This is a genomic window from Sphaerothrix gracilis Ecp01 (assembly GCF_030405905.1).
Lineage (GTDB): Bacteria > Cyanobacteriota > Cyanobacteriia > Phormidesmidales > Phormidesmidaceae > Sphaerothrix > Sphaerothrix gracilis.
The window spans coordinates 16,366-29,910 of sequence record NZ_JASATW010000039.1; the positions used below are offsets into that span (position 1 = coordinate 16,366).

The 13,545-nt window shown below is 47.1% G+C and carries 16 protein-coding genes; 8 read left to right on the forward strand and 8 right to left on the reverse strand.

Going from position 1 to position 13,545, the window contains the following annotated elements; genetic code table 11:
- Positions 1 to 85: 85 nt before the first annotated feature.
- Complete coding sequence (locus QJQ48_RS25520) at positions 86 to 853, reverse strand: phosphoadenosine phosphosulfate reductase domain-containing protein (protein WP_346294072.1); 768 nt, start codon at positions 851 to 853, stop codon at positions 86 to 88.
- A gap of 644 nt (positions 854 to 1,497) precedes the next feature.
- Here QJQ48_RS25520 and QJQ48_RS25525 point away from each other — a divergent pair.
- The 6 genes from QJQ48_RS25525 to QJQ48_RS25550 all read left to right on the forward strand — a co-directional run bounded on the left by QJQ48_RS25525 (position 1,498) and on the right by QJQ48_RS25550 (position 7,790).
- The gene (locus QJQ48_RS25525) at positions 1,498 to 3,036 is read left to right on the forward strand and encodes a hypothetical protein (protein WP_346294073.1); all 1,539 of its coding nucleotides are present in this window, start codon (positions 1,498 to 1,500) and stop codon (positions 3,034 to 3,036) included.
- A complete protein-coding gene (locus QJQ48_RS25530) occupies positions 2,963 to 4,090 on the forward strand; it encodes a DNA sulfur modification protein DndB (protein WP_346294074.1) in 1,128 nt (375 codons plus the stop codon). Before QJQ48_RS25525 ends, QJQ48_RS25530 begins: the two co-directional genes overlap by 74 nt.
- Positions 4,091 to 4,158: 68 nt before the next feature.
- Positions 4,159 to 4,788, forward strand: a complete 630-nt coding sequence (locus QJQ48_RS25535) for a hypothetical protein (protein ID WP_346294075.1) — start codon at positions 4,159 to 4,161, stop codon at positions 4,786 to 4,788.
- Between the two features lie 442 nt (positions 4,789 to 5,230).
- The gene (locus QJQ48_RS25540; RefSeq protein WP_346294089.1) at positions 5,231 to 6,025 is read left to right on the forward strand and encodes a glycosyltransferase family A protein; all 795 of its coding nucleotides are present in this window, start codon (positions 5,231 to 5,233) and stop codon (positions 6,023 to 6,025) included.
- Positions 6,026 to 6,052: 27 nt separating this feature from the next.
- Positions 6,053 to 6,556 carry a hypothetical protein gene (locus QJQ48_RS25545; protein ID WP_346294076.1) on the forward strand — a complete coding sequence of 168 codons (504 nt, stop codon included), beginning with the start codon at positions 6,053 to 6,055 and terminating at the stop codon, positions 6,554 to 6,556.
- A complete protein-coding gene (locus QJQ48_RS25550) occupies positions 6,549 to 7,790 on the forward strand; it encodes a tetrahydrofolate dehydrogenase/cyclohydrolase catalytic domain-containing protein (protein WP_346294077.1) in 1,242 nt (413 codons plus the stop codon). Before QJQ48_RS25545 ends, QJQ48_RS25550 begins: the two co-directional genes overlap by 8 nt.
- 23 nt (positions 7,791 to 7,813) lie before the next feature.
- Here the strand turns inward: QJQ48_RS25550 and QJQ48_RS25555 are convergent, their stop codons facing one another.
- The 6 genes from QJQ48_RS25555 to QJQ48_RS25580 form a co-directional block, all read right to left on the reverse strand.
- Entirely contained in the window at positions 7,814 to 8,812 is a 999-nt protein-coding gene (locus tag QJQ48_RS25555) for a ParB/RepB/Spo0J family partition protein (RefSeq protein WP_346294078.1), read from the reverse strand.
- A 29-nt stretch (positions 8,813 to 8,841) separates the two neighbouring features.
- Positions 8,842 to 9,738 carry a ParA family protein gene (locus tag QJQ48_RS25560; RefSeq protein ID WP_346294079.1) on the reverse strand — a complete coding sequence of 299 codons (897 nt, stop codon included), beginning with the start codon at positions 9,736 to 9,738 and terminating at the stop codon, positions 8,842 to 8,844.
- A 4-nt stretch (positions 9,739 to 9,742) separates the two neighbouring features.
- On the reverse strand, positions 9,743 to 9,943 hold the full coding sequence (locus tag QJQ48_RS25565) for a hypothetical protein (RefSeq protein WP_346294080.1): 201 nt from the start codon (positions 9,941 to 9,943) through the stop codon (positions 9,743 to 9,745).
- A gap of 22 nt (positions 9,944 to 9,965) precedes the next feature.
- Entirely contained in the window at positions 9,966 to 10,196 is a 231-nt protein-coding gene (locus QJQ48_RS25570) for a hypothetical protein (RefSeq protein WP_346294081.1), read from the reverse strand.
- Between the two features lie 50 nt (positions 10,197 to 10,246).
- Positions 10,247 to 10,732, reverse strand: coding sequence for a Rad52/Rad22 family DNA repair protein (locus tag QJQ48_RS25575; protein ID WP_346294082.1), 486 nt, complete (start codon positions 10,730 to 10,732; stop codon positions 10,247 to 10,249).
- Positions 10,733 to 10,799: 67 nt separating this feature from the next.
- Entirely contained in the window at positions 10,800 to 11,075 is a 276-nt protein-coding gene (locus tag QJQ48_RS25580; RefSeq protein ID WP_346294083.1) for a hypothetical protein, read from the reverse strand.
- Between the two features lie 204 nt (positions 11,076 to 11,279).
- Between QJQ48_RS25580 and QJQ48_RS25585 the strand changes: the two genes are divergently transcribed.
- Positions 11,280 to 11,471 carry a hypothetical protein gene (locus tag QJQ48_RS25585; protein WP_346294084.1) on the forward strand — a complete coding sequence of 64 codons (192 nt, stop codon included), beginning with the start codon at positions 11,280 to 11,282 and terminating at the stop codon, positions 11,469 to 11,471.
- Between the two features lie 240 nt (positions 11,472 to 11,711).
- On the opposite strand, the gene QJQ48_RS25590 is transcribed toward QJQ48_RS25585, so the two are convergent.
- Entirely contained in the window at positions 11,712 to 12,266 is a 555-nt protein-coding gene (locus tag QJQ48_RS25590; RefSeq protein WP_346294085.1) for a hypothetical protein, read from the reverse strand.
- 272 nt (positions 12,267 to 12,538) lie between these two features.
- Here QJQ48_RS25590 and istA point away from each other — a divergent pair.
- On the forward strand, positions 12,539 to 13,545 hold a 1,007-nt coding region (gene istA / locus QJQ48_RS25595; RefSeq protein ID WP_346294086.1), incomplete at its 3' end, for an IS21 family transposase.

Here is a 13,545-nt window from a genome sequence, read left to right on the forward strand (position 1 = left end):
AATCGTTCAAAGCTCTCTTGTATATTCATTTTCACCTTTGTTATTGACTTCAAATATTGACTTCAATCAAGGCGAACTAAACGAACTAAGAGGGGCCACCTGTGGAGCTGTAAGCTCTAGGAGGAAGGCTCCAATCAATCGGCCTAATTGGCTGATTCCATTTTTCAAAGCTCAATGCTCGCTGAATAACAACCTGGGCCGCAGGCTCAGTAGCAGCCTGAAACGGCTGAGCACTTGCAATTCTTTCTCGAAGCGGTCGACCATTACGATCGATTGTCCAGCCAAACTCGTCTTCGAGCTGGCAATGGCGCTCTGTTCCCGCTGGGTCTAGGAGCGCCAGCGTTGCCCAAGCTGCATCTTGATTGAAGATGCAGGCCCGGCAGCTACAGCGGCTAAAGCCGAGCTTGTATGCCGGATGAGGATCTACAGACCAACGCTGAATAATCTCCCAAACGGCGGCCTCAGACCAGCCATGAACAGGCCGCCAACGAGCAATATGCCGAGCCTTCTTAGAGCAGTGTAAATCGCTCTCGTGAGGCTCGAATACGGCATAGTTGGCCCGTGCCGGACTCTCTTCTGCTCGCTCTCCAGAAATGAATAAAGTCCGGCTGTTGTTGAATCGACGTTGGTTGCAGAGTGCAGTCCGACCAACATCAATTTTGAGGCAACCACTACACCATCGGCCAGCTCGCAACTGACCAGACTGCTGTGGATAACGACGCCTGGTAGAAATTTTTCCTCGCGTGCCGCCAATTCTTTGAACAGCCCCGTCTGGGGACTCAAAACAAATGGACTGAGTTCGAGCGCCATCCTTGAGCAGCTCACCCTCAAAGCCTCCTACACGCCATGACATGTAAATAGGAATGCCAAATGCTTTTGCGATGGCTCGACAATAGGATTCCGTACAGGGCCAATCAAACAAGGTTGACCCCTCAGCACCATCGACCAGATGATGCCAAATTTCTATCTTTTCAGTAGGAACTCCCCGCTCCAGCAGATAGAGCAAACACGCTAGAGAATCTTTCCCGCCACTGAAAGCTACGACATAGCGAGCATAAGACGAAAGATCGAATTCAAACAGCGAGAGCTGATTAGTATTCTCTGCAGCTTTCTCAGCGAGAAGCATATTTCCCTTTTTCTTGTGCGTTGCGTGCCTACATACAGAAGCATTTTAACAAGGAAAATAACATAAATTAAGCAATAAAAATAATACGATCGACAGAGAAAATAAATTTTATCATCAAGCTAATGCCTTACTAACAAGGAATTAAACAACCTTGTTGTCAATACCCCGGCCATGTCAGTCAATCTGATTAACTTGTCAAATTTAGATAAGTTAGACAAAATAAACAATGTAAGGGGATGCAAGATCTTGGAATGGAGAGAATGAATTTACCGCAACTTCACTTTGCAGATTATGAGGAGGCAAAGTTCAACGAGCTGCTGAGCACTCTTGATCCGCATTTCAAACCACACGTTCTCTCCAGCGGGGCCGGAGTGGATAGTAATGCACTGCTAGTGCATTACTGCCAGATGAGAGATGAGGAACGCGGTTTCCCACTCTCTAACTTGGTCGTCATTCACGCCGTCGTTGGCGGCGAGTCGGAAGAGACTAAACGAATCATGGAGGATGCTATTTTTCCTCTATGCCGCCGACACAACATCTGGTTTATCCAAGCTCATCGTAATGGTGAGTTCGAGAGACACGGAATCACCGTCCTCTCGTCAACCAGACAGCCCACCAGATTTTATTTACGGGGTCGCTACAGCTTGTTTCCGTACTTGCTGATGAGCGGCACCGTGCCACAGCGCAATGGCTCTAGTCGCCTTTGCACCCTTAAATTCAAGGGCTGGGTGATTGATGCGATCGCCGGTCATTTGTTTGGCGATAGCCCCCGTGAACGGTTCATTGGCTACAACGCTGATGAAGCAAAGCGTGCTGAAAAGGATGGCAGTGTAACACGGCATACACCCGTTTATGAGATCGGTTTTAACGCTGATGAAGTTAGCCGCCTGAAGGAGCGGAACTTTGGCGATCAGCCCTACGATTACGAAATTGCATTCAACTCTAATGAAGCTGGGCGAATCAAAGAGAGCGTGGAACGGCAACAGGTTTTTCGGTTCCCGCTCATTGAGATGGAGCTAGATCGAGAATGGTGTGAAACCACCCTCGATAATTTCCTGCTTGATGCCACCAACGGACGTATTACCAGAGGCAAGAAATCGTACTGTGTGAACTGCTGCCCTTTCTCTGAATGCAACGGTAGGAAGCGGCAGAGAGGCAATAACACTCACACAGACCTACGTGAAGACTGGCTACTTGAACCGCATTATGGCGGAGAAGCTGCATTTATTGAGCATATCGCTCTGGGCCTGAACACGAGACAACCGCTATTCACCAATGCACTCGTGGTCGATGTGCTGCAAGAAAGTGAGAACACCGCAGCACTGGCTTACTACCAAGAACTGCTCAACGGCCAACACTGGCCCGAACTGGTTGCGCCAGAACTCCAAGGGCTTGGCCGCGATTTGGCTGAACAACAGGCCGAGCAGCTACGTGAAGGCAAGATGTGGGCCGTCTACTGCGTGCGGCGCATCTGGGACGGCAAAGCCAAAGTTCCCTATCGACAGAATAGAATTATCCACCAGGGCACCGAAGCGTTAAGTCTAGCTTTTCTGCATGAACTCAGCGATCGCTACGGCAAAGTAGCGGCTCTGGAAAAGCTGTCTTGGCGGCTCTGGACAATTCCGAGACCGGAACCAGAAATCTTCTACACGACTAACAAGCGCGGCAGACAGAAGAAAAACGTAGTGAAGCCAAAGCCTCCCTACGTCGAGGAGCAATTCGTCGTGATGCCCGCTGCTCCCTACGAGAAGCAACGAATATCAGACGAGCAGTACGCCCTCAAATGGGCCACTATCACCGGCACCGTTCCAACCATCTTAGGAGTAGATAACAACCATGACGACAGCAACTACAGAGTCACTCAACGCACCCGTAAAGCCAGCCGGAGAAGCCGCACTACAGCGGCTTGAATTGCCAGTCGTTCAGGGCTGGCAGTCCGGTTCGTTTTACTGGATGACTACTGTGAGCATTGCTCAGTTGCACGAATACTTCCGGCCTTTCTTCAAGCGGGAACGAATCAGCAAGAAGCAGCCTCTATCGTTGGCTCAGCGCACTCTGAACAACTCCAGAGTCAAGAAGCTTACTCAATACATTTTGCAGGGGTGTTTACCACAAAATTTCTACGTTCTCCCTCCTGTCACGGTCACGATCGACATTCCAGAATCAGAGAGCTATGAATTTTACGGAGTCGAGTTCGACGACGATGATTTTGACTTGTCCAATAGCTCTACTGGCTTCACATCTGAGTTTGGAACGTTATCGCTGCCAACTACAACCCAGTTCTGGCTAGCCGATGGTCAACACCGCATTGCTGGAGCCATCCAAGCTTATTTGGATGGCGCAGCACTGGTTGGACAAGAAACTATCGGCATGATGCTATTGCCGGATACAGACGGTAGCAAGCGTAAGCGTATCTTTTTGGACATCAATAAGCACACAGCCAAACCATCCCAGAGCATAATTGCTCTGTTTGATAACAACGATCCTCACTGTGACATTGCCCGCGAAATCTTAACCAATGTCACTATTTTTGAGGGCAGAACGGCTCTTGAAGGTACGAATGCCAGAGGCGATGACCTTTGGACAATGAATAACCTAAAAGAGTGCTCACAGATCTTTTCTAAGGGACTGGATAGAGATCTAGTGGCAACTGCTATCGAGTTTTGGCAGGCAGTTGCAGACCACCATCCAGACTGGAAGAATCTGGATACCAAAGAGGCCGACAGACTGAGAGCTGAAACTATCAGCTTTCACGCAATCACAATGAATGCGATCGCCCTAATTGGCAATCAGCAAATTAAAGCTGGTAGAGGCTTTGAGTGGCTGAAGGAACTCCAGAAAATCAACTGGAGTGCTCACAATTCGGAACTGGAAGGAATCTGCCGATTCGGCGGCAGAATCACTAAAAACAGAAAGACAGCGATCGCTCTCGCCAAATACTTTATGTCTCAGTTAGAGGCATAACGGTAGTAGACTCAATTAGCCCAGCTCCCTCAGCTCCAGATATCAGACTCAGCCTAGGTGTAGTAGTGATGGAAAAGAAATCAACCAAGCAAATTCAGATTTATGCTGAGGATCTAGAACTAATGCATCAGCTAGTTCCAGAGGAGAGTGAGGCCGAAATTGTTAGATCTTTGCTAGAGCAGTTCTTAAAAAAGAGAGCTGTCGGCGGCGAAGAATCCCACCAGTTGACTAAAGCTTTCAACTGGTTCATTGACCGGATAGAGCAGCTTGAAACTGAGCTAGATGCGGCTCAATTGCAACTGAACCGCATCCATGCTCTAAGCAGCAACAGCGGCAATCAGTCTAACAAGCCTATCGATCGTGTTCTAGAACGCGATCACAGCGATTCAACAGCCAATGTAGAAGAGATTGTTGAGGCAATCATAGATTGGAACGATGAACAGAAAAACTCTGAACAGAAAATCAGAATTTCCTTCCCATCAGTGAAAAGCTTGGCGTTACTTCTGGGCGCTGGCTCTCAGCCAGTAATTAGAGAAGTAATGAAAGCTAAATCAGCAGAGATTAAAACGGCCCACAGGGAACACGGCCTTACTAGCAGGCATAATCGCAGAGTATCGAATAAAGACTCAATACTCCAAGCGATCGCCCGTGACAAACTGAAACTTCCTAACTGGGAAGAGGCACAGTACACAAACTGAAAAATATGGAACATCAGGCAGAGACTCCAGATCCAGAAACAATCCGGGAAGCCATCACTGTGTTTTCCCGTTGTTGATCAACTAGTCTCCAGTCACATTGCTGACATTGCCAATCGGTCTGCATTAGCGCATGAGGAATTTCAGCTTGGCATTTGGGGCAGTAACCTGTCAGCAGTGGATGCCAGTTTAGGAGCCGCTCCTGTTCTGATAGGCTCAGCTTGCGCCTTGACTGATATATCGGCTCACCACTATAGTAAGCTACCTCTTCTTTCTTGTTCTCGCTAGCCATATCTGCCACTCACATCAAATTGATAGAGTCTCCCTGATTATTCCCTATCAGCAACAGCTAGCTAAATGTAAATATAGAAAAGGCTTGCAGTTACTACTTGCAGTTACTACAGAGAAGGTAAAATAGTTCAATAACACGCTCAAACTGTCATTTATTACTGCCACCTACAACCGAGCGCAGATTCTACAGCAGCGGGCACTGCCCAGCATTCTAGCTCAGCAGATAGAAGCAGAAAATTTTGAATGGATTGTCGTTAATGATGGCGCAGATCCAGAAACAACTCAAATCCTGCGATCGCTGAGGGCACCTTTCCCTATCATTCATCTACCCATAGCTCACCCGAAGACAGGCTTTGGGCTTTGCCATGCCCGCAACCTGGGCTTGCGGCAGGCGACCGGAGAACTGATCGCCTATCTTGACGATGACAATATACTCGCGCCTGAGTTTACTGCTCAGACCTTACGCTTCTTTCAGCAGCACCCTCACATTCATTGCTCTATGGTGCAGCAGCGACGGCGACGGGACTCAGATACAGCAACCGGAAGCAGCTTCATTTCTCCGTCTATAACTGCGACGGCAACCGAGCTAATTCGGCAAAAAGTACCATTTGATAGCAATGGTTTTGTCCACAGAAAAGTAGATTGCCCCTGGTGGAACCCAGAGTTTCGCATCTTTTGTGATTATGAATATTTTCTTCAGTGTCTTGAGCAGTGGGGCCACAATGCTTTTACTATTCACCCGCGTATTCTGGTTAACTATGTACAGACAACAGCCGGGATTATCGGCCAATCCCGCTATGGGCAATGGGCTGATGAACTGCGCCGCCTCTGTCAGAATGCTGAGGACTATCCAGCTATTCAACCTCACCAAAAGGAGTTGCAGCAGCTAGCTGATAGCTGGCAGGCGAAGGGGCAGCAGGTGATTGCAGGTTTCAAAAGAGTTTGTTGATAATCTTAAAGTATCAAGGAGATACCAATGACTCTAGCTACCACAATGACCTATTGTGCTCCCCAGGAAAAAACTGCTCATGGTATGGCAGGAATTCTTCACTGGCAGCACTCATCTGGGGGGACTGTTCATTGCTTGATTAGGGTGACGCTAAAGACTGGAAAACCTATCGTTATTCTTTCAGAGCTGAGAAGCAGCCCTGAAAATAAGTCTTTTCTAACCAAAGTTACGCCAGCGGCTAATGCAGCTTACAGTATTATTAAGAACCAAGTTTCAACCATCAAACCAACAGAAATTACCTGGCTTGCTCACGCAGGCCCATTCTCTACAGCAGACACCCTTTGGACGGCTGATATTGAAAGTTTTCAGAATATTCATTTGACTTGGAATGGTCATAGCTTTGAGGAAATCGGAAACTACTCTGACTACGAACGCATTTCATTAGACAGCCCGTTGCTTTCAAGCTTAGAACTTAAACCAGTCAAAGAGGTGCTAAGAGAGTTAGACTGGCGCAACTGGAGAGATGAATAATCACTGGGGAAACCGAGTTGATGGTAGGCAACTACTTAGAAACGTTAAGCAGCAGCTAACTCGTTTTGAATCAACAATCAGAGAGCGAAATACTAAAGTCGCCATAATTCATTTTGAAGATCCCGGTGAGGGAGCACCTGAAAGTCTAAGGACACGAATTAAAGCGGCTGATGTTTCAACTCGTGCCAAACTCAGAACGTTTAGAGATTTAGGCATTGAACCTATAGATATTTCTAAGCGATGGGATATCTCTATAGAAGAATTCACTCAGACTATTTCAGCACTTAACGAAGACTCCTCAGTAGCGGGCATCATTGTTCAACATCCGATGGACATCAGCATTAGGAGAAACTTAAGGCATATTGCTCCAGAAAAAGACTTGGACACATTGACAATTCGAGAAGAAAATCCGTTTCAAACTCCAGCTACTTCAGATGCCATCCTGAGAACAACTGCTGCATTTACAGACTCAGATGATCTCTCAATTGCTGTTGTCGGAGCGCAAGGCTTTGTCGGTAGTGGTGTCGTTAGCCAACTGAGGGAACAAGGTGCTTCTATTCTTGAACTAGATGCCAGAAACCCAGATTTCACACCGGACGACCTGCTACAGGTTGCAGACGCCGATATCGTCATCTCGGCTGTTGGACAATCAGAGATTCTAGATGAAAGACATCTCAGACCTCATCATAGAGTCATAATTGACTGTGGCTTTTCGCCCGTAGGGAATGAAATCTATGGAGATGTGAAAAAATCTACCTATGACATCCCCCAGAACATCACACCTGTTCCTGGAGGTATTGGGCCAACTGAAATGGCAGTCCTCGCAGAACGACTGATAAGGAAAGAAGTAGCACCAGAATTAGAAAGCTGGTCGTTCCAAAAGCAGAGCTATCTCAGTAGAGAAGAAGTGCAAGACTTTCAAAGTCAGTGGGCACAAGACATATACCCCACAGCCAGAAAACTACTTGACATTTTTCCAGAGTCCATCCAGAGAGAGCCAACAGGACAACGACTAGAAGGAAACAACTATACTCTTCATATTGACGGCGAGAGCAATCAGTTATCTCTATTCAGCACTCAAGACAGTCGCGGCGTTATTGCTAAATACAACCGCGAAGGCAGAACACTTCAGAACAATCTCAGCAACCGCGATGCAAAAGCATGGAGTAGCATCGAGCAAGCCCTAACGCAAGAGCGATCGCAAAAACGAGATAGTCCCGATATTGAGCTGTAGAAGACCATATCAAACGTGTCAACTTAACTACTTTTCTGTTTTAGATATTCTTGAACTTCGGATAAAAGCTTTGAGATTTTTTGAAGCTTACGGTTTACCCTTTGATCACCGCCGTTTTTGATAAACGGAGATTTGGAGATGGTTTTTATCTGAGTCGCTACCTCAGATATGGCTATAGGGGTCTGTTCCTTGCTGGCCTCTATTTTTTTTTCTTTGAGACAAGTAATTAACTTCTGTAATTCACGCTTACTCAAAGATTTTCCTTCATCAAGCAATTGCTGATGTAATTGTTCAGGCGCACGAGCAATTAGCATCGCATTAGTGGGACTTAATACTCCATCTTCAACGGCTTGGCGTAGACTCACAGACAGATCTAGCAACGGCAGTCGAGCAATCAAACTACCCAACTGCAAGCCTAGCGAATTTAGAATCCCAATAACAGCAGCGGTATTCTCAGAATCAGTCTGAACGTTGGTCTTGCCATGAAGGGAGTTATTCAGTGAATGTAAAAATCTGCGAACTTCGATTGCGTTCATGTTTAAACGCAATCGCATTAGATTCACAATTGAGATTGTTTGCTCTAGAGGACTAACTTGTTCTCGCAAGCAATGACTTGTGAGAGAACGCTCTAGCGCTTCGTCATCGCTCAATGTACCATGAACAATTCCTAGAATTGACTGCTTCCCTAACTCAATATGACAACGCCATCGACGTTCACCATCAATAATACCGTAGCCACCATCAGGCATTAAACGAACAATAATCGGTTCATGTAGACCATTTATTTCGATCGAGCGTTTTAGATCGGCTAGCTTCTCCAAATCAAAATGCGCTCGTGGCTGGCGGACAATAATTGTCTCTCCCTGCTCATTTAGTTTGAGTTGTAGAGGAACAATTTTGCGTATAGGCAGTTCTTGACAGCTTCCAGCCTGAGAAGCTAACTCTTGCTTTAAGCGCTCAATTTCCTCATCTTTAAGAGCGATTACATCATCTATCTGAGCAACCATTGCATCTTTCAGCATATTTGTTACTGGCCGTCGCTTCCCTCTGCTCATCTACTTATCTCCGCAGCAACTACAGCCGAAGCAATTTTCTCAAATATCTTGTTCAACTCTTCTCCACTACGCCAAAGACCTAGCGGCAAGCCATTAGCAGAGGCATTAGCCACATGAGCGCTATCACGTATGACAGGAAATTGCTCAATACCCATCGCTTCTAGAGCTGAAGGTAAAGACTCTTCCGGAGCATCTCCCATATTGTCTCGGTGCATTGCTCTATCCTTACGATATCTGTTTGGAACAACTCCTAGTATTCTTGGTGCAGGCTTTAGCCTGAGTCTTCTACGGGACTCGTAAATCCAGGCAAGCAATTTTCCCATTGCATCGATGTCTTTATCTTCTGGTTGAATGACAATCAGAAGATGAGTGCTGGCAGTCAGCGTAACTTCATGAAATAGCTCAATCGTTCCAGGACAATCAAAAATTAAAATGTCGTGAGGCAGAGGATAGTCTTCTAAAGCATAAGTTAATCGAGAAACTCCTTTAGAATCATGTTCCAGACGCTTAGCAGTTTTTACCAAGGGTAAGCCGCCCAAGCAAGCATCTACTCCAGAAATGCGATCACGCCAAACAGAAAACAAAGGCCATCTGCCATCGAATTCAAAGTCTAACACTCTATCAAGAGTCAGCTTTGACTCTGGTGGATCTTCTAACCCAGCAAACAATGTCAAAGAGCCATTTGGGTCGCAGCCAATTAAGCAAACCGTTTTACCTAATCTAGCCAACTGGTAAGCGATGTTAATCGCCAACGTACTCTTACCAGTTCCTCCCGCATTACTCATTATTGCAATGCGTTTTTGTTTTTGCCGCTGCATAGCTTCTACCAGCAATACTTGTTTTACAAGTCCGGACTTGTACTCTGCCATGATACGACGGTTTAACCCGTTCATTAAATTACTGAGCAGTTGCAGTAGCCACACGCAGAAAGCCTGGGCCGTTACCCTCCGCGTCCGCTTGAGCTACTACATAGCGGCGATCGCCGTTCGGAAGCTCTATCACTAAGTAAGGATAAGCGTCAGGATAATCCCCTTCCACATCGGCTGCTAGGATTCTAGCGCCTACTAGCTGCTTGAGTTCTTCCTGGTAAAAGTTCATCGTTATTCCTCAAATGGCTTCTCTAAATCTCTAGGAACTGCCAGCGAACATCAGCAAGCTGGCAGCAAATCTCCGTGGCTATGCCTTCAAATGTCCATCCAACCTGCTGCCCCTCGCGCTCATGCAGTGGTCTAGGCGGCAGTACATAGCTCTCATCGCTTAGATAGAGAGCGCTCGGCAGCTTTTCCACCCGACGAACACAGTTCCGACGCTCATCAAAATAAACAGAAGTGCGGTAGATCCAAAGTTGCATGTCTAGTTTTACTCTGTGACGATCAGGGGGCAAATGCCCCCAATTGCGGCCTAGTCCTTGTAGAGGTACAAACCTAGACCAAACTTCGCTGCCGCTCGTCTAAACGCTTTGCTTTCAGCATTGGATGAAGGATCCCCGTAGGCTAGCTCTACCTCTTCACCATCGTCATTCAGGCGCTTGAGTTCCTCAGTTCCCGTCGCTTCGCGGTAGATATGGCCTTCGCTGGTAGGAATTGTTAGACGGCCTACCAGAAACAAGCGATCGCTAGAGAGTTGTGTACTGATAATCTGCCACGCCCAGCCAGGAGCATACTTATCTAAAATGCTGTTAGCTGTGTACCAATGAATGAAAGTAATCCGCTTGCCACCACGTTTCTTAGAACTGAGCAAGTTTGCTGGCAGTGGTCGCTTCAGAGCTTCTTGAATCTGGCTTAGGCTCCACTCACCCACTTTGCTAGGAGGCTGGATTGATATAGGAGCTGCTTTAGACTGAGGCGGAAACTGAACAAGAGAGTTTTTTTTCGGTTGACTTTGCATAATGGTTGATATCAAAGAGTTATAACAACAAGAGCCTTTAGGGGCAGGAGTGCCCCTGGAACGCTTTTTAGAACATCAACCAGTCCTCACCATCTAGGTGAAAGTCGAGATCAGCGGCTGGATCAGGGTTAGGTGAATCAAACCAATACTCCGCCCGCGATTCAGCAGCAAAAGCTAGTTCCTCTGTGGTGGCACTAGACTTGCTGCTTTCATTAGGAGCATAGAAATCTGACTCAACCTCAGCAGCTTCAGGATTGAGTGCTTCAGGCATCCATTCAACGCGATCAGTGTCAGCTTTTTCTTGCTTTTGGGCTTCGTAAGCAAGGGCTACTTCAATAGGCATTACAATGTCTCCAGGTTTAACAACCACTTGAGAGGGCATTTAGCTTGGTGGCAGGTGCCCTCTCTTGCGTTCTATAACTATTATACACTGGTAGACCAGTGTTTTCAAGCCTTAACTTTGGTCTACCAGTGTCTTGTGTGTTATTCTTCTGGCTATAGAGGTTTATCTTTATTGGTCTACATTGCCGCTGTAGGCCCCATAAACATGGTCAAAAAATCGCAGCTAGCTGGGCTTGAACCTTTCCAACCTGACGGCGAAGAAGCTCTCAGCAGGAAGGTTTACAGCACAAAAGTACCTGAATCCGTTGGCAAAATTCTCGATGAGATGGGCACGGCTAAAGCTCAGTACATCCGGCAGGCCATCATTGAAAAACTTCAGGCTGACGGCTATCTCTAAGCTCTTTATCCTAAGAACGCTCTAGCAAGAACTTATAGAAGTAGAAGGATCTTTATAACTTCTGGCGATTGGCCTGCTGGCTATCTGCTAGAGCCATCCGCGAGCATTGAAGGAGCGTTTATCTTCTTTTGGCTTATTGTGCTGGCTGTAGTGATTTCGTATTGGAGCGATCGCCGCCAAGAAGGTAAGAAAAAGCCCTAGCAATAGCTAGGGCATGATGGAGACTTTCGCCTTATCTGTTTATCTTGCCCAAAAAACAGAAAGCATTTTGTAGCCATGAGCAGATACAAGATAGCTACAATAATCTTCCCAAAGTTGGCAACTCCAGTGTTTTAGTTTGAGCAGTTTTTCAGGAACTTCATCATGACCCATGTAGCCAAAGCGATAGCTCAAAAAAGCTTTATGATATGTGACTTCAGTAATCGCTGGAATGTTGTACTTCGCTAACAACTCTAAAATACCTATTCCTTCGGCTTCACACATCCTCAAATGCTGAACAACGTAGGAGAGATTGGCAGGATTAGTCTGATTAGCAACAACGACAATACAAAAGCCTAGATAAAGAGGATTGTCATGCTCTCCGTCAAAATATCCTCTCTCAAAAGCCTCTAACATGGCCTCTGCCTGATTTTCCTCCAGAACAATGTCAATCCACCAGCTAGGAATATCATCGGTATCGAAACCATACTTACTCATTACCCAAAATGTTCCAACAATATTATCCGGGTGGTTTTCAATCAGACTTAGCGCTCTGGAACATGAGGTCACTCCTATATAAGGCAGTAATACAGCCATAGCGTTCACCACTCAATATTATTTTTGCTCAAAGAATTCTAGCTGCTAAGAAGATAAGAAAAAGCTCTAGCTATCGCTAGAGCTTTATGAGCATCAGAAATGTTCTTTCCGAAGATATCCGAAGGTTATTAGATGACAATGACATAGGCGGGTGAGTCCTGCCGACGACAGCTACCAAGGCGGGTTGAGAGTATCGTTCTCTATCCTTTGTTCCAGTTGTCGCCACAAAAAAGACACTGAAGACGTTTTCCCAAGAAGTGGGGAAGCCTCCAGTGCCCAAACAAACCATTCAAAGTTATCAAATCAGAGTGTATATGAATGCCCGAGAACTCGGTTTAAGCCAGAGCGATGCGGCTTCGATTGCGGAATTTTCGCAGCGTACCGGCCAGCGAATTGAAGCGGGAACCCATCAACCGAATCGCGGTCGAGTGCGTGACTGGCGGACCAGCGCAGACCCGCTGGCGGGGATATGGGAAGAAGAACTCGAACCGATGCTGAGGCGGGAGCCCAGGCTGAAGCCAATGACGCTGTTCGAGCATTTGCAAGAGCGCTATCCCGGTCAATATCCGCAAGTGCTGCGGACCTTGCAAAGGCGTGTACGGACGTGGAAAGCGTTGCATGGTGAAGCGCCGGAAGTGATGTTTGAGCTGCGCCACGAGCCTGGGGTGATGGGCATTTCCGACTTCACCGAGCTGAAAGGTGTGAAGATTACCCTCAACGGCACCCCCTTTGAGCATTTGCTCTACCATTACCGCTTGGCTTACAGCGGTTGGCGTTATGTCCAGGTAATACAAGGTGGTGAAAGCTTCGTTGCCCTGTCGGAGGGACTGCAGAATGCCTTGTTTGAAAGTGGTGGAGCCCCGCGAGAACATCGCACCGATAGCCTGAGTGCCGCCTATCGTAACACCGGCGGCAAAGGCCGCAAACCATTGACCCGGCTGTATGACGACCTGTGTCATCACTATCGCCTGAGGCCGACGCGCAACAACAAAGGGATTGCTCACGAAAATGGCGCGATTGAATCGCCCCATGGTCATCTCAAGAACCGTATCACCCAAGCGCTCTACCTGCGCGGCAGCACTGACTTCGCCAGCGCGGCTGACTATCAAGCCTTTATTAGCGGCATTGTGGCTAAGCTCAATCAGCAGCACCAGGCGAAGTTTGCCGAAGAGCAGAAGCACTTGCAGCCTTTACCGCCCAAACGGATAGCGGACTATGAAGTGCTGACAGCAAGAGTCAGCAGTCGCAGCACCATTGATGTGCGCTGTATTCTCTACAC